Origin of the sequence: Verrucosispora sioxanthis (genome assembly GCF_010560025.1) — a bacterium.
Lineage (GTDB): Bacteria > Actinomycetota > Actinomycetes > Mycobacteriales > Micromonosporaceae > Micromonospora > Micromonospora palythoicola.
On record NZ_SAIY01000005.1, the window covers coordinates 432,369 to 458,384 of the forward strand.

At 72.5% G+C, this 26,016-nt stretch carries 23 protein-coding genes and 4 pseudogenes; 15 read left to right on the forward strand and 12 right to left on the reverse strand.

Annotation, left to right across the window (positions count from 1 at the left end; genetic code table 11):
• Positions 1–71: 71 nt before the first annotated feature.
• Positions 72–884 (reverse strand): DUF3097 domain-containing protein, encoded by an 813-nt coding sequence (locus tag ENC19_RS17645; protein WP_164448232.1) that lies wholly within the window; start codon positions 882–884, stop codon positions 72–74.
• A gap of 204 nt (positions 885–1,088) precedes the next feature.
• Between ENC19_RS17645 and ENC19_RS17650 the strand changes: the two are divergent.
• Positions 1,089–1,879, forward strand: a pseudogene (locus ENC19_RS17650) (hypothetical protein); the annotation flags it as partial.
• A 155-nt stretch (positions 1,880–2,034) separates the two neighbouring features.
• On the opposite strand, the gene ENC19_RS17655 reads toward ENC19_RS17650, so the two are convergent.
• Positions 2,035–2,640 (reverse strand): TetR/AcrR family transcriptional regulator, encoded by a 606-nt coding sequence (locus tag ENC19_RS17655; RefSeq protein WP_164448233.1) that lies wholly within the window; start codon positions 2,638–2,640, stop codon positions 2,035–2,037.
• A 28-nt stretch (positions 2,641–2,668) separates the two neighbouring features.
• Between ENC19_RS17655 and ENC19_RS17660 the strand changes: the two genes are divergently transcribed.
• Positions 2,669–3,445: an alpha/beta fold hydrolase gene (locus tag ENC19_RS17660; RefSeq protein WP_164448234.1), complete on the forward strand. Its 777-nt coding sequence runs from the start codon at positions 2,669–2,671 to the stop codon at positions 3,443–3,445.
• Between the two features lie 28 nt (positions 3,446–3,473).
• Here the strand turns inward: ENC19_RS17660 and ENC19_RS17665 are convergent, their stop codons facing one another.
• The 4 genes from ENC19_RS17665 to fabG all read right to left on the reverse strand — a co-directional run bounded on the left by ENC19_RS17665 (position 3,474) and on the right by fabG (position 6,903).
• Entirely contained in the window at positions 3,474–4,253 is a 780-nt protein-coding gene (locus ENC19_RS17665) for an HAD-IIA family hydrolase (protein ID WP_164448389.1), read from the reverse strand.
• 37 nt (positions 4,254–4,290) lie between these two features.
• Positions 4,291–5,322: a ferrochelatase gene (locus ENC19_RS17670; protein ID WP_164448235.1), complete on the reverse strand. Its 1,032-nt coding sequence runs from the start codon at positions 5,320–5,322 to the stop codon at positions 4,291–4,293.
• A gap of 82 nt (positions 5,323–5,404) precedes the next feature.
• On the reverse strand, positions 5,405–6,172 hold the full coding sequence (gene fabI / locus ENC19_RS17675; RefSeq protein WP_164448236.1) for an enoyl-ACP reductase FabI: 768 nt from the start codon (positions 6,170–6,172) through the stop codon (positions 5,405–5,407).
• Between the two features lie 26 nt (positions 6,173–6,198).
• Positions 6,199–6,903 carry a 3-oxoacyl-ACP reductase FabG gene (gene fabG / locus ENC19_RS17680; protein ID WP_164448237.1) on the reverse strand — a complete coding sequence of 235 codons (705 nt, stop codon included), beginning with the start codon at positions 6,901–6,903 and terminating at the stop codon, positions 6,199–6,201.
• 153 nt (positions 6,904–7,056) lie between these two features.
• Here fabG and ENC19_RS17685 point away from each other — a divergent pair, with 153 nt between their 5' ends.
• The 6 genes and pseudogenes from ENC19_RS17685 (at position 7,057) to ENC19_RS17715 (ending at position 11,608) form a co-directional block, all read left to right on the forward strand.
• Positions 7,057–8,343 carry a sensor histidine kinase gene (locus ENC19_RS17685; RefSeq protein ID WP_164448238.1) on the forward strand — a complete coding sequence of 429 codons (1,287 nt, stop codon included), beginning with the start codon at positions 7,057–7,059 and terminating at the stop codon, positions 8,341–8,343.
• Positions 8,340–9,002: a response regulator gene (locus ENC19_RS17690; RefSeq protein WP_164448239.1), complete on the forward strand. Its 663-nt coding sequence runs from the start codon at positions 8,340–8,342 to the stop codon at positions 9,000–9,002. The genes ENC19_RS17685 and ENC19_RS17690 overlap by 4 nt, the downstream gene beginning before the upstream one ends.
• 97 nt (positions 9,003–9,099) lie before the next feature.
• Positions 9,100–9,336, forward strand: a complete 237-nt coding sequence (locus ENC19_RS17695; RefSeq protein ID WP_164448240.1) for a hypothetical protein — start codon at positions 9,100–9,102, stop codon at positions 9,334–9,336.
• Positions 9,337–9,361: 25 nt separating this feature from the next.
• Positions 9,362–10,029, forward strand: a pseudogene (locus tag ENC19_RS17705) (alpha/beta hydrolase).
• On the forward strand, positions 10,026–10,601 hold the full coding sequence (locus ENC19_RS17710; protein WP_164448241.1) for an acyltransferase family protein: 576 nt from the start codon (positions 10,026–10,028) through the stop codon (positions 10,599–10,601). Before ENC19_RS17705 ends, ENC19_RS17710 begins: the two are co-directional and overlap by 4 nt.
• 845 nt (positions 10,602–11,446) lie before the next feature.
• The gene (locus ENC19_RS17715) at positions 11,447–11,608 is read left to right on the forward strand and encodes a hypothetical protein (protein WP_164447950.1); all 162 of its coding nucleotides are present in this window, start codon (positions 11,447–11,449) and stop codon (positions 11,606–11,608) included.
• A gap of 112 nt (positions 11,609–11,720) precedes the next feature.
• Here ENC19_RS17715 and ENC19_RS17720 read toward each other — a convergent pair whose 3' ends face one another.
• The 3 genes and pseudogenes from ENC19_RS17720 to ENC19_RS17730 form a co-directional block, all read right to left on the reverse strand.
• On the reverse strand, positions 11,721–12,671 hold the full coding sequence (locus ENC19_RS17720) for a VWA domain-containing protein (RefSeq protein ID WP_164448242.1): 951 nt from the start codon (positions 12,669–12,671) through the stop codon (positions 11,721–11,723).
• Positions 12,668–13,680: pseudogene (locus ENC19_RS17725) on the reverse strand (DUF58 domain-containing protein). Before ENC19_RS17725 ends, ENC19_RS17720 begins: the two are co-directional and overlap by 4 nt.
• Positions 13,659–14,765 (reverse strand): AAA family ATPase, encoded by a 1,107-nt coding sequence (locus ENC19_RS17730; RefSeq protein ID WP_164448243.1) that lies wholly within the window; start codon positions 14,763–14,765, stop codon positions 13,659–13,661. The pseudogene ENC19_RS17725 and the gene ENC19_RS17730 overlap by 22 nt, the downstream one beginning before the upstream one ends.
• A gap of 236 nt (positions 14,766–15,001) precedes the next feature.
• Here ENC19_RS17730 and ENC19_RS17735 point away from each other — a divergent pair, with 236 nt between their 5' ends.
• The 3 genes from ENC19_RS17735 to ENC19_RS17745 all read left to right on the forward strand — a co-directional run bounded on the left by ENC19_RS17735 (position 15,002) and on the right by ENC19_RS17745 (position 17,421).
• Positions 15,002–15,274, forward strand: a complete 273-nt coding sequence (locus ENC19_RS17735; RefSeq protein WP_164448244.1) for a hypothetical protein — start codon at positions 15,002–15,004, stop codon at positions 15,272–15,274.
• A gap of 39 nt (positions 15,275–15,313) precedes the next feature.
• The gene (locus ENC19_RS17740; protein WP_164448245.1) at positions 15,314–15,844 is read left to right on the forward strand and encodes a PH domain-containing protein; all 531 of its coding nucleotides are present in this window, start codon (positions 15,314–15,316) and stop codon (positions 15,842–15,844) included.
• Between the two features lie 212 nt (positions 15,845–16,056).
• Positions 16,057–17,421 (forward strand): PH domain-containing protein, encoded by a 1,365-nt coding sequence (locus ENC19_RS17745; RefSeq protein WP_408058081.1) that lies wholly within the window; start codon positions 16,057–16,059, stop codon positions 17,419–17,421.
• 22 nt (positions 17,422–17,443) lie between these two features.
• Here the strand turns inward: ENC19_RS17745 and ENC19_RS17750 are convergent, their stop codons facing one another.
• Positions 17,444–18,466: a phosphatase PAP2 family protein gene (locus ENC19_RS17750; protein WP_164448246.1), complete on the reverse strand. Its 1,023-nt coding sequence runs from the start codon at positions 18,464–18,466 to the stop codon at positions 17,444–17,446.
• 109 nt (positions 18,467–18,575) lie between these two features.
• Here ENC19_RS17750 and ENC19_RS17755 point away from each other — a divergent pair, with 109 nt between their 5' ends.
• Together ENC19_RS17755 and ENC19_RS17760 are read left to right on the forward strand one after the other, a co-directional pair.
• Positions 18,576–18,980, forward strand: a complete 405-nt coding sequence (locus tag ENC19_RS17755; RefSeq protein ID WP_164448247.1) for a thioesterase family protein — start codon at positions 18,576–18,578, stop codon at positions 18,978–18,980.
• Positions 18,977–19,813 carry an MBL fold metallo-hydrolase gene (locus ENC19_RS17760; RefSeq protein ID WP_164448248.1) on the forward strand — a complete coding sequence of 279 codons (837 nt, stop codon included), beginning with the start codon at positions 18,977–18,979 and terminating at the stop codon, positions 19,811–19,813. The genes ENC19_RS17755 and ENC19_RS17760 overlap by 4 nt, the downstream gene beginning before the upstream one ends.
• A 37-nt stretch (positions 19,814–19,850) precedes the next feature.
• On the opposite strand, the pseudogene ENC19_RS17765 reads toward ENC19_RS17760, so the two are convergent.
• Positions 19,851–20,784, reverse strand: a pseudogene (locus tag ENC19_RS17765) (PfkB family carbohydrate kinase).
• Positions 20,785–21,182: 398 nt separating this feature from the next.
• On the opposite strand from ENC19_RS17765, the gene ENC19_RS17770 reads away from it, so the two are divergent.
• The gene (locus ENC19_RS17770) at positions 21,183–22,292 is read left to right on the forward strand and encodes a lytic polysaccharide monooxygenase auxiliary activity family 9 protein (RefSeq protein WP_164448249.1); all 1,110 of its coding nucleotides are present in this window, start codon (positions 21,183–21,185) and stop codon (positions 22,290–22,292) included.
• 61 nt (positions 22,293–22,353) lie between these two features.
• Here ENC19_RS17770 and asnB read toward each other — a convergent pair whose 3' ends face one another.
• Complete coding sequence (asnB, locus tag ENC19_RS17775) at positions 22,354–24,315, reverse strand: asparagine synthase (glutamine-hydrolyzing) (RefSeq protein WP_164448250.1); 1,962 nt, start codon at positions 24,313–24,315, stop codon at positions 22,354–22,356.
• Positions 24,316–24,449: 134 nt separating this feature from the next.
• On the opposite strand from asnB, the gene ENC19_RS17780 reads away from it, so the two are divergent.
• A complete protein-coding gene (locus tag ENC19_RS17780; RefSeq protein ID WP_164448251.1) occupies positions 24,450–25,931 on the forward strand; it encodes an aminopeptidase P family protein in 1,482 nt (493 codons plus the stop codon).
• The last annotated feature ends 85 nt before the right edge of the window (positions 25,932–26,016 follow it).

Here is a 26,016-nt window from a genome sequence, read left to right on the forward strand (position 1 = left end):
CACCCCCGGGGGTGGTAGGGATCAGGCCGTTCACGGTAACGGTCGACGACCGCGCCGGTGGGGCCGGTTGGTCAGTCCGGTTCGGTCACGAAGTCGATCAGTCGCTCCATCGCGTTGATCAGCGGAGTCTCCACGTCGGCGAAGTTGTTCACCCTGGACAGGATGCGTCGCCACATGTCGGCCGGTTCGGCGACGCCGAGCGCGGCGCAGACACCTTCCTTCCACGGCCGTCCCGGCGGCACCACCGGCCACGCCGCGATGCCCACCGCGGCGGGTTTCACCGCCTGCCACACGTCGACGTAGGGGTGACCGGTGACCAGGACGTGCGGCGAGTTGACCCGGGCCACGATGCGGCTCTCCTTGGAGCCGGGCACGAGGTGGTCCACCAGCACGCCGAGCCGGCGGCCCGGGCCGGGGCCGAAGTCGCGTACCTCGGCGTCGAGGGCGTCGATGCCGGACAGCGGTTGCACCACCACACCCTCGATGCGCAGATCGTCGCCCCAGATCCGCTCGACGAGCGCGGCGTCGTGCACGCCCTCGACCCAGATCCGGCTGGCCCGGGCGACCCGGGCGCGCACCCCGTCCACCGCCACCGAGGCCCGGGCGGTGCGCCGCCGGGCCGCCGGCACCGCCGGCCGGGTGGGACGGCGCAGGGTGACCGGGCTGCCGTCGAGCAGGAACGCCGCCGGCAGCAACGGGAAGTTGCGCCGCCGGCCGTGCCGGTCCTCCAACACGACCGCGCCGGTCTCGAAGCCGACGACCGCACCGCAGAAGCCGGACTCGGCGTCCTCGACCACGAGGTCCGGTTCGGCGTCGACCTCCGGGGTCACCCTCCGCCGCCGCCAGTCCCCCGCCAACACGTCCTCGCCGTAGCGCCGCCCCATCCCGCCACGCTAGTCCCGCCGCCACCACCCCCCAACCCCGACACACCCCACCCCCGGCCGACGTACGCGATCATGCAGGTGTGGCACGTGACAAAAGCCGTGAAGAACAACCAATCGCGCGCCACACCTGCATGATCGGCGCGACGGGGAGGCGGCGGCGCGGCAGTCGAGACACGGACGGGCGTCACCACGTACTCTTTCGGCATGTCCACCCCCGCTGCGGGTGCGGCCATCCTGGCGCCGCGCCGGTCGAGCCGGTTCGTCGCCTGGGTGCGCGCGTGGCGCGCCGGGCTGGTGCCCTTCGACGAGGTCGCCGACGCGGTGGCCGGCACCGAGGAGCACCTGGTCGCCGACGCGCCGGGCACCTGGACCGACGTACCGCTGCAGGAGGCACTGCCCACCCTGGCCAAGCTCTCGCCGGACGAGATCCGGCTGGTGCTGCCGGCGCCGGGTGACCCGGCGGCCTGCCCGGCCCGGGTGACTTCGCCGGTGCCGCGCTGCTCGCCGGCGAGGCCGTGATCGCCGGCGCGCTTGGGCTGATCCCCGAGGTACGCGTGCACACCTCCGGTTCCGGCGACACCTTCGAGACGGTGCTCTGGCGGGTGCACCCGCTGCCGGCGGACGCGCCCGCCGCCTGCCTCACCCTGCCCGGTGCCGCCGAGGCGGAGGCGGAGCTGGCCGCCGCGCTGGCCGACACCACCGCCGCGCTCACCCGTCTCGACGTGGCGCAGTGGCGGCCGGAGCTGGCCGGCGCACTGGAGGCGTTGCGCCGCCCCGACGGCACCACCGACCTGCCGCCCGGGTTCGACCCGCGCTCGCGTCGGCTGTTCGCCCGCGCCGCGGTGCTCGACCGGGTGCTCGCCCTGGCCGGGCACGCGGCACCCGGCGGCGCGGTCAACAACTACGAGGCCCAGCAGCGCGACGCCGCCCTGCGCCCACTCACCGCCGCCTGCCGCCAGGCTCTCGTCGCCGCCTGCAACGCCCCCTCCGCCCCTGACGCGCCCCGGCCCCGGCCCCGGCCCCGGCCCCGGCCCCGGCGATCTTGCACTTTCGGTCGCCATATTGTGGCTTTCGTCAGCTTCTGCCCCGACCAAAAGTGCAAGATCCACGGAGAGCGCGGAGGGCGGGAGTCGTGAAGAAGCGGTGTCGGTCAGGGGGTGTGGGCGGCGAGGAAGATGCGGACGGCCTCGTCGGCCCAGCGGTGCAGCTCCGTCTCGGGAAAGGACACGCGGACGGCGAACATGGCCTCGTTGAGCGGGATCGACAGGATCAGATAGTTCAGGTACTGCGCGGCGAGCAGCGGGTCCGACACCCGTAACAGGCCCCGCTCGGCGAGGCGGGTGATGGCCCTGGCGAGGGTGGCGTGGCCGCGTTCGGGCGCGGCGTGGTGCCACGCGCGGGCCAGCTCCGGAAAACGGCCCGCCTCCCCGATCAGCATCCGGCGCAGCTGGAGCAGGTGCGGTGCGGTGACCGTGGCGATGTGTTCGCGGGCGAAGGCCCGCAGGTCACCCGGGAGGTCGTCGGTGTCGGCCAGGGCCTCGACGTGCGCCGAGCCGGCCCGCTCGGCCTCGGCGATCGCGCCGGTGAACACCGCCTCGAAAAGGGCGTGCTTGTCGGTGAAGTGCGCGTACACGGTCACCTTGGAGACACCGGCGCGGGCGGCGATCCGGTCCATCCCGGCGGCCAGGTAGCCGTGTTCGAGGAATTCGATCAGGGCCGCGTCGAGGATCCCGCGTCGGTTGACGTCCTTTCGCATCCTCGAACTGTACTGTACGGTTCAGTTCATGCCAACGGTCATGTCCCGGGACGGCACCCGCATCGGATACCAACGCGACGGCGCCGGACCGGCGCTGATCCTTCTCGACGCCGCCGGGCACTTCCGCGCCAACAGCCCGCTTGGCGAACTCGCCGACCTGCTCACGCCCCGCTTCACCGTCTACCGCTACGACCGGCGCGGGCGGGGGGACAGCGACGACACCCCGCCCTACGCACCCGAGCGTGAGGTCGAGGACCTCGCCGCGCTGATCGCCGAGGCCGGCGGGTCCGCCGCGCTGTACGGGTACTCCTCGGGTTGCCTGCTCGCGTTGCACGCGGCCGCCGCCGGCCTCGACGTACGACGGCTGGTCCTCTTGGAGCCACCGCTGGACACCGACGGTGACGAAGCTGGCCAACGGGCCTTCACCGCGCACCTGGGCCGACTGACCGGCGCCGAGGCGGTGGCGTTCTTCCTGACCGAGATCGGCGTGCCCGAGCACATGATCAGCGGGATGCGCGACACACCACACTGGAATGCCATGGTCTCGGTGGCGCACACCCTGGCGTACGACAGCCTGCTCAGTGGAGCCACCGGACCGACCGTGCTCGCCCGCGTACGCACTCCGACGCTCGTCCTGCACAGCGCCGGCAGCAGCGACGACCTGACCGGGATGGCCGCCACCACCGCCGGCCTGCTGCCCGCCGCCGAGCGGCGCGGCCTGCCCGGCGAGTGGCACGGCGTGCCGGCGGCGACCCTCGCTCCCGTGCTCACCGAGTTCCTGCTCCGCGACACGGCACGACACTGATCGGGCGCCGGCCTGACCAGGTGCCGGGTCAGACCTCGTCGATCAGGTCGGCGACCGAGTTGACGATGCGGGAGGGGCGGTACGGGTAGCGTTCCGCCTCCGCCCGGGAGCTGATCCCGGTCAGCACCAGGATGGTCTCCAGCCCGGCTTCCAGGCCGCAGAGGATGTCGGTGTCCATCCGGTCACCGATCATCGCGGTGCTCTCCGAGTGCGCGTTTATCGTGTTCAGGGCCGACCGCATCATCATCGGATTGGGCTTGCCGACGAAGTACGGCTCGACACCGGTGGCCTTGGAGATCATCGCGGCCACCGAGCCGGCGGCCGGCAGGGCACCCTCCACGGACGGCCCGGTGGCGTCGGGGTTGGTGCAGATGAACCGGGCCCCGTCGTTGATCAGCCGGACCGCCTTCGTGATCGCCTCGAAGCTGTAGGTGCGGGTCTCCCCCAGCACCACGTAGTCGGGGGCGAAGTCGCTGAGCACGTAACCCACCGCGTGCAGGGCGGTGGTCAGCCCGGCCTCGCCGATGACGTACGCCGTACCGCCCGGCCGTTGGTCGGCCAGGAACTGGGCGGTGGCCAGCGCGGACGACCAGATCGCCTGCTCCGGCACGTCCAGACCCATCCGGGCCAACCGGGCCTGGAGATCGCGCGGGGTGTAGATGGAGTTGTTCGTCAGCACCAGGAACGGCTTGCCGGAGGTACGCAGTCGCTTGACGAACTCCGGCGCACCCGGCACCGGCTGGCCCTCGTGCACCAGCACCCCGTCCATGTCGGTGAGCCAGCTCTCGACGGGCTTACGGTCCTGCATGATCATCCCCAGGGTGTCGTCGGGTGCGCCGTGGCGGTCAGGACGGACGGCGGGCCGGGACGCAGCAGACCGTGGGACAGGTGTCCCACATCGGCAGCTGGCCCAAGCGACGGCGCGACTGCGCCCCGTCCGGTTCGATGCGTTCCCGAACCAGTTCCCGCACCATGGTCACGTAGCGCGGGTCGGTGCCGGGGGTACCGGCGCGGACGAAGTCCACACCGAGCCGCTTGGCCGTGTCCAACGCCTCGGTGTCGAGATCCCACACCACCTCGAGGTGGTCGGAGACGAAGCCGATCGGGCTGACCACCACGCCGGTGACGCCCTGCTCGGCGAGCGTTTCCAGGTGGTCGTTGATGTCCGGCTCCAGCCACGGCACGTGGGGTGGGCCGGAACGGCTCTGCCAGACCAGGTCGTACGGCAGGTCCGGGGCCGCCGCCGCGTGCACCAGCCGGGCCGTCTCGGCGAGTTGGGCGGTGTACCGGCCGCCGTGCGGACCGGCGCTGTCGGCCGCCGAGACCGGCACCGAGTGTGCGGTGAACACGAGCCGGGTGCTGTCCCGCCGCGCCGGATCGAGCTGGGCCAACGCGGCGCGCACCGCGTCGGCGTGCGGCTCGACGAAGCCGGGGTGGTCCCAGAACTGGCGCAGCTTCTCGATCACCGGTGCGTCCGGGCCGACCGCCGCCCGCGCGGCGGTGATGTCCTCCTGGTACTGCCGGCACGAGGAGTACCCGCCGAAGGCGCTCGTGACGAACGCCAACGCCCGCCGTACGCCGTCGTCGCGCATCTGGGCCACCGTGTCGGCGAGCATCGGGTCCCAGTTCCGGTTGCCCCAGTACACCGGCAGGTCGAGCCCGTTGGCGGCGAAGTCGGCGCGGACCGCCGCCAACAGCTCGCGGCACTGCTGGTTGATCGGGGAGACCCCACCGAAGTGCTGGTAGTGCTCGGCGACCTCGGCCAGCCGCTCCGGCGGTACGCCCCGCCCCCGGGTCACGTTCCGCAGGAACGGCAGCACGTCGTCGGGCCCCTCCGGGCCGCCGAAGGACACCAGCACCACCGCGTCGTACGCCATGGTCCCATTCTTGCCGGTGGCCTGCGGCGTCCCGGCAACGCCCCCGGGTCCCGGTCGTAAACAGACCGCTGGATCGCCGGCGTCAGGCGCCGACCGCGTGGTAGCCGCCGTCGACGTGCACGATCTCGCCGGTGGTCGCAGGGAACCAGTCCGACAGCAGGGCGAGACAGGCCCGGGCGGCCGGTTCCTGGTCGGTCAGGTCCCAGCCCAGCGGGGCACGCCCGGCCCAGGCGTCCTCGAACTGCTCGAAGCCGGGGATGGACTTGGCGGCCATGGTGCGCAGCGGACCGGCGGCCACCAGATTGCTGCGGATGCCCTGCTTGCCCAGGTGCAGCGCGAGGTAGCGGGAGGCCGCCTCCAGCCCGGCCTTGGCCACGCCCATCCAGTCGTACACCGGCCAGGCCTGGCTGGCGTCGAAGGTCAGACCGACCACCGAGCCACCCGGCGACATCAGCGGCAGCGCCGCGACGGCCAGGGACTTGTAGGAGTACGTCGAGACGTGCAGCGCCGTCGACACATCCGCCCAGGAGGCGTCGAGGAACCCGCCGCCGAGGCAGCTCTGTGGGGCGAACCCGATCGAGTGGACCAGCCCGTCGAGCCCGTCGACGTGCTCGCGGACCTTGTCGGCCAGGCCGGCGAGGTGCTCGGGGTCGGTCACGTCCAGCTCGATCACGGGTGCCGGCTCGGGCAGCCGCTTGGCGATCCGCTCCACGAGTGACAGTCGGCCGTAGCCGGTGAGCACGACCTGGGCGCCGTTCTCCTGAGCGAGCTTGGCCACCGAGAAGGCGATCGAGGCGTCGGTGATGACGCCGGTGACGAGCAGCCGCTTACCGGCCAACAGTCCGGACATTTTGCTCATTCCTCCGTGCTCGGGATTCAGTGGCCCATGCCCAGGCCGCCGTCGACCGGGACGACCGCGCCGGAGACGTACCCGGCGCTGTCCCCCGCCAGCCAGGTGACCACCGCCGCCACCTCGTCCGGAGTGGCCATCCGGCCCGCCGGGATCGACTTGAGGATCTCGGCCTTGCGCTGGTCGGTCAGCCCGGCGGTCATGTCGGTCTCGATGAAGCCCGGCGCGACCACGTTGGCGGTGATGTTGCGGCCGCCAAGCTCCCGGGTGATCGAGCGGGCCACCCCGACCAGACCGGCCTTGCTGGCCGCGTAGTTGACCTGGCCGGCGCCGCCGGAGAGGCCGACCACCGAGGAGACGAAGATCATGCGCCCCCACCGGGCCCGCAGCATCTTCCCGGAGGCCCGCTTGGCGCAGCGGTACGCGCCGGTCAGGTTGGTGTCCAGCACCCGGGTGAACTGCTCCTCCGACATGCGCAGCAGCAGCGTGTCGTCGGTGATGCCCGCGTTGGCGACCAGCACCTCCACCGGCCCCAACTCCGCCTCGACCGCCGCGAAGGCCGCGTCGACGGACTCACCGTCGGTGATGTCGCACCGCACGCCGAACAACCCCTCCGGCGCCCCGCTGCCCCGGTGGGTGATCGCCACTCGGTCGCCCTGCTTGGCGAATGCCTGGGCGATGGCCAGACCGATCCCCCGGTTGCCCCCGGTAACCAGCACAGTTCGCGACACGGTGCGTCCCCTCCCAAAGATCGCTGCGGCTTGGAGACTAGGCGTTACCGCACGGTAATCACTAACCCGCCGCACGTCATACCCGGGTACCACGTGGCGGATCACTCCGTGGTCGCACGACGGGGGCCGCCAATCGAACTACCCTGCCGGGATATGGACCGCAGTACCGTCGGTGCCGCCCTGGCGGGGCTGCGCCGAACCGTGGCGGGGCCGGACTATCCGGCGAGGCGCCGACCACTGGACCGGTTGCGACACCGGCCCCGCACCGTCGCCGTCCTGCGCACGCTCGGGCTGCTGGCGCTGCTCGGGCTGGTCCTGATCACCGCGCAGTTCCTGCTGGACACCCGGCGCCTGCCCGTCGCCACCGCGTGGGTCATCGCGCTGCTCACCGTCGCACCGCTGCCCCTGCTGCCCACCCGACCACTGCTGGCCTGGCGGATCATGTTCATCGGGCAGCTGTTCGGCACCTTCAACCGACGCACGACGGACGACGCCGTGGTGCTCGGCCCCGCCACGTACGAGTTCTGGCCGTGGAGCCCGACGCAGCTCCTGGTCATCATCGTCGTGCTGGTCACCGTGGCCGCCCGGGTCGACCGGGCCGTGCTCGCCTGGACGGGACTGTTCAGCCTGACCCCGGTCTGGATGTTCGTGCCGCCGGGCAACCAGGTGGCCGTCACCCTGCTGTTCGTGGTGCTGCTCATCGTCGGCGACCTGCTGCGGCACAACCTGCTCACCCGACGGGCCCTGGCCGAGCAGGCCGAGGTGAGCGAGTTGGAGAAGGCCCGGCGGGCGGTGCTGGAGGAACGCACCCGCATCGCACGGGAGATGCACGACGTGGTCGCGCACCACATGTCACTGATCGCCGTCCAGGCCGAGACCGCGCCGTACCGACTCGCCGTGTCCGAGCCGGCCCGCGCCGAGTTCAACTCCATCGCCGAGGCCGCCCGGGCGGCGCTCACCGACATGCGGCGGCTGCTGCGGGTCCTGCGCAGCGAGACGGAGGACCCCCGGACCGCCCCGCAGCCGACGCTGGCTGAACTACCGGCGCTGGTGGCAGCCGCACGGCGGGCCGGCATGACCGTGGAACTGGACAACGACGTCACCACCGAGCCACCGGCACCGGTCGGCCTGGCCGCGTACCGGATCGTGCAGGAGGGACTGGCCAACGCGGCCCGCCACGCGGCCGGCGCCGAGGTGCGCGTCACGCTCCGCGATCGCCCCGGCGTCCTGGCGGTACGCGTCCAGAACGCCGCCGGCGGAACCCCGGCCGACCCCGACGCACGCGGCGGCGGGCAGGGACTGACCGGCATGCGGGAGCGGGTCCTCGCCCTCGGCGGCAGCTTCACCGCCTGTCCCACCGCCGACGACGGCTACGCGATCGATGCACTCCTGCCGGCCGACCCGCCACCATCCGACGAGCCGGAGGACGGAACATCATGATCCGGGTGCTGATCGCCGACGACCAGGCGATGGTCCGGCAGGGCTTCGGTGCCCTGCTTGCCGCCCAGCCGGACCTGCTGGTGGTCGGCGACGCCGCCGACGGCGCCCAGGCGGTCGCCCAGGCCCGCCGACTCGACCCGGACGTGGTGCTGATGGACGTGCGGATGCCGGTGCTCGACGGGCTCGCCGCGACCCGCAAACTGCTCGGCGACAGGCCGACCGACCGGCCCCGCGTGCTCATCCTCACCACCTTCGACCTGGACGACTACGTCTACGAGGCGCTGCGCGCCGGTGCCAGTGGCTTCCTGCTCAAGGATGCCCCCGCCGCCGACCTGATCCACGCGGTACGCGTCGTCGCCGGCGGTGACGCGCTGCTCGCCCCGACCGTCACCCGCCGCCTGATCGCGGAATTCGCGGCCCGACCTCATCGGCAGCGGCCCCGACCCACCGCCCTCGCCGCGCTCACCCCGCGCGAGACCGAGGTGCTGCGGCTGATCGCCCAGGGATGGTCCAACGGCGAGATCGCCGCGGAACTGGTCGTCGCGGAGCAGACCGTCAAGACCCACGTCGGCCGGATCCTGGCCAAACTCCAGTTACGCGACCGGGCCCAAGCCGTCGTGCTCGCCTACGAGACCGGTCTGGTCGCCGCCGGGGAGTAGCTCCACGGTGGTAGCCGCGAACGGCTCCCCGGGGTGACGACCGGCACCACACCGCCGACACATCCTGCCCTTCACGACCGGGTGGAGGGAGCACGTGATGGTGGGCAGCAGACTGTTCCGGCTGGGCCTCGCGGCGATGCTGGCGACCGGACTGGTACGGCCTTCGACGGTGCCGCTCGACCACGCGCCGGCCGGCTTCGTCGAGGCGTACCCGTCGACCACCGCCGCGCTGGACGCCGCCGGCGCGCCGTACAGCCACTGGGCCGCGCAGGGCCGGCAGTTCCTGGCCTTCGACCTCGCGCGGCGACGGCCGGGCCGTCGAGGTCCTCGGTGATCTGGCCACCGCCGATCGGATCGCGGTGCTGGTGCCCGGCGTCGGCACCCGGCTGGCCGACTTCGATCGAGGGCTGGGCGGCGTCCCCCAGCGCGCCCCGGCCCGGCAGGCCCGCGACCTGCGTGCCGCGTTGCACGCCGTCGATCCGCACGCCCGGGTGGCCGTGCTGGCCTGGCTCGGCTACGACCCGCCCGACGGTCTCTTACGGCAGCCACCCCGGCCGTCGCCCGTCGCGGTGCCGACCAGCTCGGCCACCACCTGCGCACACTGGCCGGGCGGCTACCGGCCAGCCGCATCACCCTGGTCGGTCACAGCTACGGCGCGCTGGTCGTCGGGCTGGCCGCCATGGACGCCCTGCCGCAGGTCACCGACGTGGTCACCCTCGGCGGTGTGGGCGTCGGCGCGGAACACGCCGATCGTCTCGGCCCGGTCCGCGTCTGGGCTGCCGAGGCGCCGGACGACTGGATCCGGCGCGTGCCGCGACTGCGCCTGCCCGAGTTGGGACACGGGGCCCGGCCGGCCGACGCCGCCTTCCGTGCGCGGCCGCTGCCGGCCGCCTCGACCGGCCACGACGGATACCTGCTGCCCGGCGGGCCAACCCTCGCGGCAGTCGCCGAAGTGGTGCTGTTTGGTGCGATCGGCACGGGCCACGTCCGACCGGACGTCACGGTCAGCGCGGGACCGGTCCGATGAGCGGCCGGCACATCGCCCATTGGCCGGTTCGGGATCCGCTCGTCGACGGGCTGCGCGCCTTCGCCGTCGCCGCGGTGGTGCTCGGTCACTGGTTGGTCACCGGCCTGGTGCTCGACGAGGAAGGCGCGTTGAACCTGGCCAGCCCGCTGACCGCGATGCCGGCCCTGGCCCCGGCCAGCTGGGTGTTGCAGACTCTCGGGCTGTTCTTCTTCGCCGCCGGTCACGCCTCCGCCCGTTCGGCGGACCGGCATCCCGGAGTCGGTTGGGTGCGACACCGGCTGCGCCGGCTGCTGCTGCCGGCGGTCGCCCTGCTCGGCACCGGGTCGGCCGTACTGCTGGCCGCCGCCGTCGCCGGCGTCGCCGACGACACCCTGTCGGTGGCACTGACCCTGGCGATCAGTCCACTGTGGTTCCTGGCACCCTGCTGGCCCTGGTGGTGCTCACCGGCCCGCTGCGAGCCGCCGTACGCCGCTGGGGCACCCCGCGCTGCGCGGTCACCGCAGCGGCCGTGGTGGCTGGCGCCGACCTGGCCGTGCGGCCGCTCCCCGCCGGCGTCTGGCTGCCACCGGTGACGGTGCTGGCCGCCTGGGCCGTGCCGTATCTGCTGGGACTGGCCCACGCCGACGGCCGGCTGAGCCGACGGCGCGACGCCCGCTGGCTGGCCTACACGGGGGCGGTCGGACTGGCCGCCGTACTCGCCCTCGGCTATCCGGCAAGCGCGGTCGGGGTCCCCGGCGAGGGCCGATCCAATCTCGATCCGCCATCGTTGCTCGTGGTGGCGCTCGCGGTGACCCAGACAGGTCTCGGCCTGTTGGCCCGGCCGACGCTGGTACGACTGCTGTCCCGGCCGTTGCCACGCAGGCTGACCGGCGAGATCAACCGGCATGCGGTACGCGTTTACCTCTGGCACCAGCCGGTGCTGGTCGCGGTGGTGGTGCTCGCCGCGCACGGCGGGACCGCGCTGCCGGGGCTGCACACCGTGCCGGACGACTCGCGATGGCTGCTGGCCCGGATCGGTTGGCTGCCGGTGCTCACCGCCGTGCTGGTGCTGCTCGTCCGGCGTGGCGGGCCCCGGCTGGCGACGGCACCCGTCGGCGGCGGGTCCGTCGTCGACCGATGAACGGGCGCGGTCCGTCGGCCGGTCGGCCGAGTGCGCCGGGCGTGCCCGCCGGGTGTACGATGATCGACGTTTGCGGGTCGCTCGGCGGCCCGCGTCGCCCCGGAACTCGACCGCAGGAGGTGATCGCTGTGCGAGATAGCGATCCTCCCAGTCGTGGCCGGGCCGACCGCCAGCCACGCTGAGCTCCGCTCCGCCTGAGCTGGCCCGCTCCCCCGCGTGCCGTCCACCGCCCGGCGACCCTGTCGCGGCGGCCGATCGGACGGCTACCGCCGGAAAGCACCCCGGTCACGACTTCCCGTGTGCGCGTCCCGATCCACCCCTCTCGCGGTCCCCCGCCCTGCCCGGGCCGCCAGTCGCCACGTCGGAGCTGTCATGAGCCGCTACGTCGCCCCGCTGGGCTTCACCCTCGCCGCCGTCTGGGTGGCCGTCCTCTTCTTCCTGGCCAGCGCCACCCACTGACCGCGCCGTCCCACCTCACCCCCACCCGTGCTCCGTTGATCATGAGGTCAGCGGCGTTCTTGATCTTCAAAAGTGCCGCTAACCTCATGATCAACCAAGGGTCCGGCGGTGGTCAGATCATGCGGGAGGACCAGAGGAGGCTGAATGCGCCGGCGCAGAGGGCCAGCAGCAGGGCTATGCCGGCGTACCACTGGGTGATCTCGCGGGGTTCGGTGCGGAAGCCGATCGAGCTGCCCATGTCCTGGTAGACCTGCTTGAGTTCGTTGACCGTCGCCGCCTCGTAGAAGAAGCCCTCGGTGGTCTCGGCCAACTCGGCCAGGGCGAGCCGGTCCACCGGCACCCGCTGCAACTGACCACCGATGTCGACGTGGCCGGAATCGGTGCCGAAGGCGATCGTGGAGACCGGCACGTTCGCCGCCTGAGCCGCGGCGGCCGCCTCCTCCACCGACCGTCCGGCCGTCCGGAAACCGTCGGAGAGCAGCACGATCCGGGCCGGCGGGATGCCGGCCGCCCCGTCGGCCGGCACCGACCGGATCGCCTCCAGGCAGGTGAAGACCGCCTCGCCGGTGGCCGTCGCCTCGGCCAGCACCAGGCCCTCGATGGCACTGGTCACCGCCGGGCGGTCCTTGGTCGGCGGCACCAGCACGTTCGCCGACTTGGCGAACGAGACCAACCCCAGGTTGTACGTCTCCGGCAGCTCCGCCACGAACTGCATTGCCGCCTCCTGGGCCGCCTCCAGCCGGTTCGGCGGCACGTCGTCGGCCTGCATGGACAGCGACACGTCGATGGCCAGCATGATGGTGGCCCGTTCCAACGGCTCCCGGGTGTCGACCGCGGGCCGGGCCAGCGCACCGGCCAGCACCAGCAGGGCCAGCAGGAACGCGGTGGCCGGCACGTGCCGGCGCCAGCCGAGACCCTTCGGCGCCACGGTACGCAGCAGGTCCACGTTGGTGAACCGCAGCGCGTAGTCGCGCCGGCGCAGCTGCCGCCAGACGTAGAGCGCGGCGAGGGCGAGCACCGGCAGCACGGCCAGCAGCCACCACGGTTGCAGCAGTCGAATCATCGTGTCGTCCCCCGGGTGCGGGCGTGCCGCTGGGCGGCCACGAAGCGCACCATGTCCAGCAGCCAGTCTCGGTCGGTACGCAGTCGCAGGTGGGCGGCGCCGGCGGCGCGCAGGGCGGCGGAGATCTCCGCCCGCTGGGCCGCGGCGGCTGCCGCGTAACGATGCCGCAGGCTCGGGTCGGCGGTCTGCACCTCGTGCAGTTCACCGGTCTCCGGGTCGACCACCGGGAGCACCCCGACGTCGGGCAGTTCCAGCTCCCGCGGATCGACCACCTCGATGGCGAGCAGATCCTGTCGTACCCGCAGCTTGCGCAGCGGGCGCGCCCACTGGGCCGGCGGGGCGAGGAAGTCGGAGATGACCACGGCGACGCCGCGCCGCCGGGGTGGCCGGTTGAGCATGTCGATGAGCGCGCCGAGGTCACCGCGGCCGGGCCGGATCTCGGTGCCGGCGATGGCCCGCAGCATGCCCTGGGCCTCCTTGCGGCCGGACCGGGCCGGCAACCGGACCAGTCGCCCCGGGCCAGCCGGGGCGCCTGCCGCCGGCCACGGCGGGGCACCGGCACATCGCCGCCGCTGCCGACCACCGCACCGATCCGGTTGCCGCCCCGCACGGTCAGGTGCGTGATCGCCGCGGCCGCCGCGATCACCACGTCCCGCTTGAGCCACCGGCCGGTGCCGAAGTCCAGGCTCGCCGACAGGTCCACCGCCAGCCACGTCTCCAGCTCACGGTCGGCCACGGTACGCCGCACGTGCGGGGTGGTGGTCCGGGCGGTCACCGGCCAGTCCATCCGGCGCACGTCGTCGCCGGGACGGTACTCGCGCGACTCACCCGCCTCGCTGCCCGGCCCGGGCAGCAGGCCCGCGTAGTCACCCTGGAGAAGTCCGTCGAGTTTGCGGGTCACCAGCAGTTGCAGCCGGGACAGCACGGCACCGGAACGGTCGCTGGCCGCCGTGCGGCCGGGCTCACCGGGTCGAGGGGTGGTGGAGGTCACGGCCGCTGCCCGGGCCACCCTGAGGTAGGTGCCACCGCCCCGGCGGGCGGGGTGGCCTGCTGCCGGGGTGCCACCGACGGCAGCGGGATGGTCGACATCACCCGGTGCACCACGTGGTCGGCCGGCACGTCGTCGGCGAGCGCGTCATAGCTGAGCACCAGCCGGTGCCGCAGGATGTCCGGTGCGATGTCCTGCACGTCTTGCGGCAGGGCGTAGTCACGGCCGCGGAGCAGGGCCAGCGCCCGGGTCGCCCGGACCAGCCCGAGCGAGGCCCGGGGGCTGGCACCGTACTGGATCAGTTGCGCCACGTCGGGCATGCCGTGTTCCGCCGGCGTACGGGTGGCGAGTACCAGCCGGACCGCGTAGTCGACCAGGGCGTTGTGCACGAACACCTGGTCGGCCTTGTGCTGGAGGGCGACCAGATCGTCGGTGTCGAACACCGGGGTGGGCTCGGGTGCCGCGACACCCATCCGGTAGACGATCTCCCGCTCCTCGGCGTCGGTCGGGTACCCCACAATGATCTTCATCAGGAAGCGGTCCCGCTGCGCCTCCGGCAGCGGATACACCCCTTCCTGTTCGATCGGGTTCTGCGTCGCCATCACCAGGAACGGGTTCGGCACCCGGTGGCTCTCGCCACCGATCGACACCTGCCGCTCGCTCATCACCTCGAGCAGCGCGGACTGCACCTTCGCCGGCGCCCGGTTGATCTCGTCGGCGAGCAGGAAGTTGACGAAGACCGGGCCCAGCTCGACGTCGAACTTCTCGCTGGACTGCCGGTAGATCCTGGTGCCCATGATGTCGGCCGGCACCAGATCCGGGGTGAACTGCACCCGGGCGAACGATCCGCCGACCACCTTGGCGAGGGTCTCCACCGCGAGGGTCTTGGCCACCCCCGGTACGCCTTCCAGCAGACAGTGGCCCCGGGCGAGCAACGCGACGAACATCCGCTCGACCATCCGGTCCTGCCCGACGATCACGCGCTTGATCTCGAACAGCGCCCGCTCCAGCAGGGTGGCGTCCTGCGCCGGGGTGGTCGGCGGCGCGGGCGCCTGCGGTTGGGCCCCGTTCGGCGGCGGGGCGTCGGGCGTGGTCGGCTGGGCCACTGGTCCTCCACAGCGTGATCGGTCGTCGCGGCGTGTGCGGTACCAAGCCTCGCATGCCCGACTGAGTGCCGACTGGGGGAGCGACCGATTTCCGCCACGCCGTTCCGGGACGGAAAAATCGCCGATCGCCAGTGGACAAAAGCCGTCCCGGCGTGTGTACCATTCATCCGTCGCCGGGCGGCTTCCCCCGTGGCCGCCCGGCGCTCAATCTTCCCCGCCGTCCTAGACTGAGCGGGATGACCCACCCCGACAGCCCCGCCGAGGCGCTGCCCTGTTCGGCCCGTGGGTGTCGCACCCCGGCCCGATGGGCACTGCGCTGGAACAATCCCCGCCTGCACCGGCCCGAGCGGCGCAAGACCTGGCTCGCCTGTGACACGCACCGGCCCTCGCTCGGCGACTTCCTCAACGCACGAGGCTTTCTGCGTGAGGTCGCCCCGATGGGGGAATCGCCTACGCTCGACGAGTGGACGCGTACAACGAAAGGCTGGCCCCGTGAGCGCGAGGAGTGAGCTTGCGAGCCCCGCAGCCGCGAACGAAAGGCTGACCCGGTGAGCGATGACGCGCCTGAGGTTCCGCCGTCGGCCGCGCCGGCCAGCCCGCTGGAACCGTGGCCGGACACCGTGCGGTGGCGGTCGATATCGACCGACCTGATCTGGGTGGAGCTGCTGCGCCTGGCGGCCGGTGTGGCCGTCGTCGCGGCGGTGCTCGGGGTCGGCTGGGCGCTCACCGGTTCCTGGCCGTTCGGGTTGGCGCTCGGTGCGGTCGTGCTGTTCGCTCTCTGGCGGGTGGTGACCATCGTGCGGGCGGTACGCGCCTGGGGCTACGCCGAACGTGAGGACGACCTGCTGGTCCGGCACGGCCTGCTGGTGCGCCGGCTGTCCATCGTCCCGTACTCACGGATGCAGTTCGTCGACGTCAGCGCCGGACCGCTGGAGCGGGCCTTCGACCTGGCGACCGTCCAGTTGCACACCGCGGCCGCTGCCAGCGACGCCCGGGTGCCGGGGTTGCGTCCGGCGGAGGCGTCCCGGCTGCGGGACCGCCTGACCACGCTCGGCGAGGACCGGGCGGAAGGACTGTGAGCGGCTCGGCCGCTCCGGGTCCGGACCGGACCCCGCCCGGCGCGGACGAGCGGGATCACGTCGGGGAGACGGTGAGCGGCCAGGCTTCCGGTCGGCCCGCCGAACGGGCCGTACCGGCGGTGCCCGCCGAAGCACCACCGTCCGACCACGCCGTGCCGGCGGCACCCGAGGCATCACCACCGGGCGAGCGCCCGCAGCCGGGCCCGTACCAGGTGGCGGGGCCATCGACGCCGGTCGGCGGGTGGATCGGTCCACCGTCGCCGGATCCATCGGCCCGGCAGCGGCTGCATCCGCTGAGCCCCGTGCTGCACGGCGCCAAGTCACTGGTCGTGGTCATCGCCGGGCTGTCCTGGTCGACCCTGTCGCGGGTGGGGCTCGGCTGGTTCGCCGCGATGGTGATCGTGCTCGCGCTCGGCGCGAGCGTGCTGGCGGTGGTCAGCTGGTACAACACCGGCTACCAGGTGGTTGGCCGGGAGCTGCGCATCCACGAGGGGTTGCTCTGGCGCCGCAGCCGGGCGATCCCGCTGGAACGGCTCCAGGCCGTCGAGGTGGTCCGGCCGTTGCTCGCCCAGCTCACCGGGCTGGCCGAGCTGCGCCTGGAGGTGGTCGGCGGCGGCAAGACCGAGGCGCCGCTGGCGTACCTGAGCCTCGCCGAGGCCGCGGCGTTGCGGCAGCGGCTGCTGACCCTGGCCGGTCACTCCTCCGGCACGGTGCCGGCAGCCCAGGCGCAGCCGGTGCCGGCCGGCGCCGAGCCGCCCGCGCAGCCCGGGCGACCGTTGCACGCGGTGAGCAACCGGGATCTGCTGATCAGTCAGCTGCTGACCCCGCAGGCGTTCCTGCTGCCGTTCGGGGTGGCCTTCGTGGCGACGCAGTTCCTGTCCGAGGGGTCCTGGTCCTTCATCGCGGTGGCGAGCACGCTCACCGCGATGGCCGGTGTCCTGCTGCAACCCGTCCGCCGGGTGCTCGACGACTGGCGGTTCCAGTTGGCCCGCGACGACGACCGGCTGCGCATCCGCAACGGCCTGCTGGAGACCAGGTCGCAGACCGTACCGTTGCACCGGGTGCAGACCGTGCGGGTGACCTGGCCACTGCTCTGGCGGATGAAGGGCTGGCTGCGGCTGCGGCTTGAGGTGGCCGGTTACGCGGCCGGCGAGGCCGACGAGCGCAACCGGCCGGACCGGCTGCTGCCCGTCGGTGACCAGCCGACGGGCGAGATGATCGTCGCCGAAGTGCTGCCCGGGGTGGCGCTGGCGTCGCTGCCGTTGCGGCCCCCACCGGCCCGAGCCCGCTGGGTGAACCCGCTGAGTCGCCAGGTGCTCGGTGCCGGCCTGACCGAGCAGGTCTTCGCGGTCCGCTCGGGCCTGCTCACCCGTCAACTGACGGTCGTGCCGTACGCCCGGTTGCAGAGCGTACGGGTGGTGCAGGGGCCGGTGCAGCGGCTGCTCGGGTTGGCCACCGTGCACGCCGACACCGCCGGCGGAGCCGGCGCGGCGGCGGTGGACCGGGACCTCACCGACGCCTGGGCGTTGGCGGCGGAGCTGACCGCCTGGGGTCAGGCCGCCCGACGCGCGGGCTGACCTGACTGTCCCGTCGGCGGGGTCAGCGGGGGGTGGGAAGGGCGGACGGCGCCACGGGTACGGGTTCGGCGGAGGTGTCGGGCGGGGTGCGGCGGGCCTTCCGGCGGGCCCACCAGCGTTCGGCCCAGCCGACCGCCAGGAAGGTCATGGCGACGTACGCCCAGCCGACCAGCACGTCGATCACGTAGTGCTCACCGCTGTAGACCAGGGTGAAGGTCATCGCCAGCGGGTAGGCCAGCAGCAGCGGCCACCAGCGACGCCGGACGTTACGCAGGAAGAACACCACCACGAACAGGGCGAAGGCGGTGTGCAGCGACGGCATCGCGGCCACCGGGTTGGAGGCCAGCTGCCCGGCGTTGAGCAGGTTGCCCGCCCCGTGCATGCCGAACGCCTTCCAGCCTCGGGTGGAGATCCGGGCGACCTCCTCGATCAGCCCGTTCTGGGCTGCCCACCACGGCGGAGCGGCCGGGTAGAGGAAGTAGGTGATCAGGCCGGTGGCGCAGAGGAAGAACCAGCGGCGCATGAACGCCGCCCACCGGCTGCGCTCGCGCAGCCAGAGCACCGCGGCGGCGGCCAGCGCCGCCACGAAATGGGAGAAGTACACCCAGCTGACCAGGACGTCCCACCAGCGGACCTCCGGCTGGTACAGGTGCTGCTGCAACCAGACGGTCGGCACCTGGCCGTCCATGGCCCAGCCGAACATCAGGCGGTCGGCCAGGATCAGTTCGTAGGCGTGCGGCACGGTGCCGTCGTGGTAGGCGAACCCACGGGAGAGGTTGTAGGCCACCAGCAGCAGGACCACCGGCACCCAGTCCCGGGCGAACTGCAGGTGGCTGCGCCACGGTCGGCTGGAGTACCAGGCGATGGTGCCGGCCCAGATCCAGAAGAACGCGTACACCGGGTCGGTGGGCAGGCCGATGACGAGCCAGCCCGCCACGAAGACGACGGCCCAGACCGACATCGCGATCACACGGCGGCGTCCGCCGTCGCGGGGGGCGGGCGGCTCGGTCGAGGCTGGGGGCTTGGGGTCGGTCTCGGCAGACATCGCGGACAAGGTTAGCGGCGACCTGCGCCGGACCGGACGCAGGAGCACCTGCGTGGCGCATCTGCCCGGCCGCGTGGCCCGAGCTCCGCCGACCACCTACGCTGTGGCCATGCGGGAGCTGACGGAGGAAACCCTGGCCCCGGGTCTGACCGGCCGGGTCGAGTTGACCGTCACCGAGGCCGACACCGCCCAGGCGGTCGGTTCCGGTGACGTCCCGGTGCTCGGCACGCCACGGGTGCTCGCCCTGGCCGAGGCGGCGACCGTGGCCGCGACCGCCCGCCACCTGCCGAGTGGCTCGACCACCGTGGGCACCCGAGTGGAGCTGGAGCACCTGGCCGCGACACCGGTCGGCCGCACGGTCGTGGCACAGGCCCGGCTGACCGAGGTCGACCGACGCCGGCTGGTGTTCGAGATCACCGTCACCGAGGGCGGGCAGACCGTCGCCGAGGGGCGGGTGGAGCGGGCCCTGGTCGACCGGCACCGGTTCCTGGACCGAGCCGGCGGGGCCGCATGACGACGACCGGCCGCTTCGTCGAGGTCGCCGACCGGGTACTGGTGCTCCGCGAGCCGGTGCTCGCGGTGAACGTCACGCTGGTGCTGGGCGACGGCGCGGCGCTGCTGGTCGACACCCTCTCCACCGCCGGGCAGGCGGCCGAACTGGCCGCCGCCGTACGGGCGGTCACCACCGACCCGCTGACGCTCGTCAACACCCACCATCACTTCGACCACTGCTTCGGCAACGCCACGATCGCCGGTGACCCGCCTCGCCCGGTGTGGGCGCACGAACTGGCCGCCGTGGCGATCCGCGACGAGGCGGACCGGCTGCGCCGGGAGGCGTACGCGGAGTTGCACGCCGGGCATCCGGAACTCGCAGCCGAACTGGCCGACACGGCGTTGCTGGCCCCCACCCACACCGTCCGCACCGAGGCGGTCCTCGACGTCGGCGGCCGACAGGTGGTGCTGCGCCACCCCGGGCGCGGGCACACCGACGCCGACCTCGTCGTGCGGGTGCCCGACGCCGACCTGCTGGTGGCAGGTGATCTTGTCGAGCAGGCCGGTCCCCCGGCGTTCGAGGACTCGTACCCGTTGCAGTGGCCCGACGCGCTGGCCGAGCTGGCGCGGTCGATCTCACCGGCGACGGTGGTCGTGCCCGGGCACGGCGAGCCGGTCGACGCGGAGTTCGTCCGGGCCCAGCATGCCCAGCTGGTGGAGCTGGCCTGGCTGATCCGGGCCGGGCACACCGGCGGCGCACCACCGGAGCGGGTGGCCGCCGACGCCCCGTTCCCGGCCCGCCACGCACTGGCCGCCGCCCGGCGCGGTTACGCCGAGCTCGACGGCACCGCCTGACCGGGGCCGCTGTCGGCGACGGCGGGCCGGTTCGTCGTCACTCGTCGAAGCGCTGGCGCACCTCGTCGCGGGTGGGCATGGCGACCGCGCCACCGGGACGTTCGCAGACCAGGCCGGCGACCCGCAGGGCGTACCCGACCCGCTCGTGCCAGCCGGACGGCTCGACCGGCTCGCCGCCGGTCAGCAGGTCGGCGACGAGGGCGGCCATCACCGAGTCACCTCCGCCGGTGGCGTCGACGGCGTCGACCTTCGGGGCGGGTACGCGTACCGGATCGGCATCGGCGGCGGCGACCACCGCGCCGGCCGCGCCGAGGTGACCACCACGGTGGCCGCGCCCAGTTCACGCAGGTAGACCGCCACCGACTCGACCGGCTCACCTGGATAGAGCAGTTCCGCGTCGGCGGCGCTGAGCTTGACCAGGTGCGCCCCGGCGGCGAACTCGGCGACCACCTCGCGCAACCCGGCCAGCGCCTGCGGGCCGGCCAGCAGCCGGGGGCGGACGTTCGGATCGAACACCCGCAGCCCGGGGCTGCCGCCCAGGCCCGGCGGGCGGCCGCCAGCGTCGTCGGCGCCAGCAGCACGATCGAGCCGCAGTAGAGCACGTCGGCGCCCTCGACAAGCGCGACGTCGAGTTCGTCGGGACCGAGCAGCGCGTACGAGGGCGGCTCGCCGTAGAAGCGGAAGTCCGGCTCCGCGCCGGAGAAGGTGGCCACGGCCAGCGTGGTCGGCACCGCGGCGGTCACCGCCCCGGCCAGCCCCACCTGCTCGACGGTGAGGAAGTCACGGATCCGACCGGCGAGCACGTCGTCGCCGAGCGACCCGACGAACTGCACCGCGCCACCGAGCCGGGCGACACCGACCGCGACGTTCAGCGGTCCTCCACCGATCGCCTGTCGGTATACCGGCGCGCCGTCGCACTCGCTGTCCAGCAGGTCGACGAGCGCCTCGCCGAGCACGACCGCGTATCCCATCGTCAGGTCCTTCCGTCTGCCGTACGTGATGCCCAGGCTGGCACAGCGGATGTGTGCCGGGCGTGGAAGCCACCGTATTGGCGCGACCTGGGTGTCCCGCGGCGGGTCCGGTTCCACGTATCGAGGAGCGACTATTGCGCCGAGCGGTCCGGCGTGGTGGGATGGTGGTGCCGGGTGGCGCGGGGGCTGCGCGTCCACCGGCGCCGGGCTTCATATCGCGCGAGGGCATTCACGCGTCGACACTCCGCTGGCGGCAGCGTGCCGGCTGGGCCATCCGTCCCCATCCGCACGGTCGCCACGTAGTCGCATTTCGCCCGCAGCGGGGCGGCACCATATCCGCCACCCGCTCGTTCGGCGGGGCGCACCCACGCAATGCGCTCCGCGAGTCAGGAGAACCCGTGCACCGTCCACGCTTGGCCGCGCTGCTAACCGCGGCTTTCACTCTTCTCGCGGGTGCGGTCGTCGTGACCGCCAGCCCCGAACCGGCCGCCGCGCACGGCGCGGCGATGACGCCGGGTGCCCGCACCTTCCTGTGCTGGCGCGACGGCCTCACCCAGACCGGTGAGATCAGGCCGAACAACCCGGCCTGCGCCGCCGCCGTCGCGCAGAGCGGGACGAACTCGCTCTACAACTGGTTCAGCGTGCTGCGTTCGGACGCCGGCGGTCGGACCACCGGCTTCATCCCGGACGGCCAGCTGTGCAGCGGCGGGGCCACCGGCTTCCGTGGCTTCGACCTGGCCCGCAACGACTGGCCGCTGACGCACCTGACCGCCGGCCGGTCGATCGAGTTCAAGTACAGCAACTGGGCCCACCACCCGGGTACGTTCTACTTCTACGTGACCCGCGACAGCTGGAGCCCGACCCGGGCGCTGGCCTGGAGCGACCTGGAGGCCCAGCCGTTCCTGACGGTGACCAACCCGCCGCAGCGCGGTGCGGTCGGCACCAACGACGGCCACTACTACTTCACCGGGAACCTGCCGTCGAACAAGAGCGGCCGGCACATCATCTACTCCCGGTGGGTGCGCTCGGACAGCCAGGAGAACTTCTTCGGCTGCTCCGACGTGGTCTTCGACGGTGGCAACGGTGAGGTGACCGGTATCGGTGGCAACAACCCGCCGCCGAACCCGACCACCCCGCCGCCGAACCCCACCACTCCGCCGCCGAACCCCACCACCCCGCCGCCGAACCCGACCACCCCGCCGCCGGGCCCCGGTGGCTGCACCGCCACGGTCAAGGTGACCAGCAGCTGGTCCGGTGGGTTCCAGGGTGAGGTGGAGATCCGCAACACCGGCACCTCCGCGCTGAGCGGTTGGACCGCCAACTGGAGCTGGCCCGGTGGTCAGCAGATCAGCCAGGTCTGGAACGCCACCCAGACCACGTCCGGATCGTCGGTGACGGCCCGAAACGTGTCGTACAACGGCACCGTGGCGGCCAACGGCAGTACGAGCTTCGGCTTCCTCGCCAGCGGCAGTGGCGCAACGCCGACGGCGACCTGCTCCAGCAGCTGACCGTCAGCAGCACGAAAGGGGGCCCCTCGCGGGGCCCCCTTTCCGCTTGTCTGCTCGTCGGTCAGCGCACCATGGAGCCGACGACGGGCTTGGTCAGCAGGGCCGACTGGTTGCGTTGGATACCCGGGTCGAGGGTCTTCGCGACGAAGATCGCGTGCCAGATGCAGAAGATCAGCACCGTCCACACCTTGCGGGAGTGGTCGAACTCCTCCCGCTTGTGCTCCTCCAGCAGGCGCAACGCGTACGACAGGTCGAGCAGCTCACCGGCGCCGGAGGTGGACAGCACGTGCCGGGCCCACTCGTACATCTCGCCGCGCAGCCAGACCCGGGTCGGGGTCGGGAAGCCCAGCTTCTTGCGGTTGACGATGGCCGGCGGCACGACACCCTGCAACGCCTGCCGCATGGCGTACTTGGTGGCGTCGGAACGCGGCGGCAGCTTCAGCTCCACCGGGATCTTCGCCGCCACCTCGAACACCGCCCGGTCGAGGAAGGGCACCCGCACCTCGAGTGAGTGCGCCATGGAGATCCGGTCCGCCTTGACCAGGATGTCGCCGCGCAGCCAGGTGTAGAGGTCGACGTACTGCATCTTGGTCACGTCGTCCAGCTCGGTGCACTCGGCGTAGATCGGCGCGGTCACGTCGGTGTAGCGCACCGACGGGTCGTAGCGGCGCAGCAGGTGCTGCTTCTCCTCCTCGGTGAACATCCGGGCATTGCCGTAGTAGCGCTGTTCGATCGGCGTGGTGCCGCGCTCCAGGAAGCTCTTGCCCTTGACCCCCTGCGGGATCGCCTTGGAGACCGCCCGCAGGCCCTTCTGCACCCCGTCGGGCAGCCCGTTGACGCCGCTCAACGACAGCGGCTCCCGGTAGATCGTGTAGCCGCCGAAGAACTCGTCGGCGCCCTCGCCGGAGAGCACCACGGTGACGTGCTCGGCGGCCTTCTTCGCGACGAAGTAGAGCGGCACCAGCGCCGGGTCGGCGACCGGGTCGTCCAGATGCCAGACGATCTTCGGCAACGCCTCGATCATGTCCTGTGGCCCGATCTTGGTCGGGATGGTGGTCACGTCGAGGTGGCGGGCCGAGTCCTGGGCGACGTCGATCTCGGAGTAGCCCGGCACGTCGTAGCCGACGGTGAAGGTGAGGATGTTCGGGTTGAACTCCCGCGCCAGGGCGACCACCGCGGTCGAGTCGATCCCGCTGGACAGGAACGAGCCGACCGGCACGTCGGAGCGCATGTGCATGCGTACGCTCTCGCGCAGCGTCTCGCGGATCTCGTGGTAGAGCTTCTGCTCGTCGGAGACCGGCGCCGGCCGGAAGACCGGCCGGTACCAGCGCCGCACGTCGATCCGGCCGCCCGGGGTCCAGGTGAGGTACTCCCCCGAGCCGATCCGGCTGATCCCCCGGTGCAGGGTGCCGGGCTCGGGCACGTACTGCAGGGTGAGGTAGTGGCTGAGGTTGGCCGGGTCGACCCCGGCGTCCCCGGCGTACGCCGACTGGGCGAAGGGCAGCAGGGCCTTCTTCTCCGAGGCGAGGTAGAGCCCGTCGGCGGTCTCCAGGTAGTGCAGCGGCTTGATGCCGTAGTAGTCGCGGGCACCGAACGCGCGACGCTCCTGCCGGTCCCAGATGACGAAGGCGAACATGCCCCGCAGCCGGGTGAGCACCTGCTCGCCCCAGTAGTGGTAGCCGGCGACGATGACCTCGCCGTCGCCGTTGGTGGCGAACCGGGCGCCGAAGTCGCGGATCAACTCCTCGCGCAACTCGATGTAGTTGTAGATCTCGCCGTTGAAGGTCAGCAGGTAACGCCCGTCGGCGTAGGGCAGCGGCTCGTGGCTGAGCGCGACGTCGATGATCGCCAACCGTTTGTGGGCGAACACCCCGTCCGCGTACCGGCCGGAGGCGTCGCCGACCACCTCGACCCCGGTCTCGTCCGGGCCGCGGTGGTGCAGGCATTCCAACGCCCCGGCGATGTTGTCGCGGTGGGCGGCGGCATCGCCGCGCGCACTGAAGAAAGCCAGGAGTCCGCACATGTCCGTCATCTTTCCACGCGCGTTTGTCGGCCGTCGCGGCACTGCCGGGCCCGCCAGGACGGCCACCGGCGGGTCGGCCCGGGACCGGGTTCGCGGTACCGTCGGGACCAGCAACGAGGCGAAGGGAGCGGGGCATGACCGAGGAACGCACCGACGGCGAGCCGACCGACGGCACCGAGTCGCACGACCCGGACTTCCCACCGGCGTTCCTGTCGTTCATGCGGCAGGGCTGGCGGGACACCACCCTGCCGGTCGGTCCACGGCCGGAGGTGCCGAACTACGCCAGGCGTCGGGCCGCCCTCTCGGCGGCCTTCCCGGGTGAGACGCTCGTGATCCCCACCGGCGGCGAGAAGGTACGCGCCAACGACACCGAGTACCGCTTCCGGCCGGGCAGCGACTTCGCGTACCTGACCGGGGACCACGACCCGGACGGCGTGCTGGTGCTGCGGCCGACCGGCTCCGGCCACGACGCCACGCTGTACATGCGCCCCCGCTCGTCGCGGGAGAACGACGAGTTCTTCCGCAGCCGGCACGGCGAGCTGTGGGTGGGCCGGCGACACACCCTGAGTGAGAAGTCGACCGAGCTGGGTCTGCCCACCGCCGATCTGACCGAGCTGGACGCGGCGCTGGCGGAGCTGGCGCCGGCGCGTACCCGGGTGCTGCGTGGCTTCGACGCCCGGGTGGACGCCGCGGTGCGGGCCTGGGACGGCCCGCGAGAAGAGGGGCAGCCGGCCCGCGACCGTGAGCTGGCGATCGCCGTTTCGGAGCTGAAGCTGGTCAAGGACGAGTGGGAGATCGCCCAGCTCCAGGAGGCGGTCGACGCCACCGTACGCGGCTTCGAGGACGTGGCCCGGGCACTGCCGGCCGACCGAGGCGTCTCCGAGCGGCTGCTGGAGGGCATCTTCGCGCTGCGGGCCCGGCACGACGGCAACGACGTCGGCTACGGCTCGATCGTCGGCGCCGGCGAGCACGCCACGATCCTGCACTGGGTGCACAACCACGGTGCCACCCGTCCGGGCGAGCTGCTGCTGATGGACATGGGCGTGGAGGGCCGCCATCTCTACACCGCGGACGTGACGCGGGTGTTGCCGGTCAACGGGCGGTTCAGCCCGTTGCAGCGCCAGGTCTACGACGTCGTGTACGCCTCGCAGCAGGCCGGGATCGATTTCATCAAGCCGGGCGTGACCTTCAAGGACGTCCACCTGACCTGCATGCGGGTGCTCGCCGAAGGACTGGCCGACCTGGGGCTGCTGCCGGTGAGCGTGGACGAGGCGATGGACGAGAACTCTATGGTCTACCGCCGCTGGACGCTGCACGGCTTCGGGCACATGCTCGGCATCGACGTGCACGACTGCTCGAACGCCCGCAAGGAGATGTACCGCGACGGCACCCTGGGTGAGGGGTACGTGCTCACCGTCGAGCCGGGGCTGTACTTCCAGCCGGAGGACGAGCTGGTGCCGGAGGAGTTGCGTGGCATCGGCATCCGGATCGAGGACGACGTCCTGGTCACCACCTCGGGCGCGGTGAACCTGTCGGCCGGTCTGCCGCGCCGGGCCGACGAGGTGGAGACCTGGCTGGCCGAGCAGCGTGCGGCCGGGCCGCGACTGCCTGGCTGATCGGACGCCCGACTGATCGGGCGAGACGCGTAACCGCGTTGCCCAGGGCTCGTCTGAGCCGTGGCACCGGCTACCGAGGGCGGAC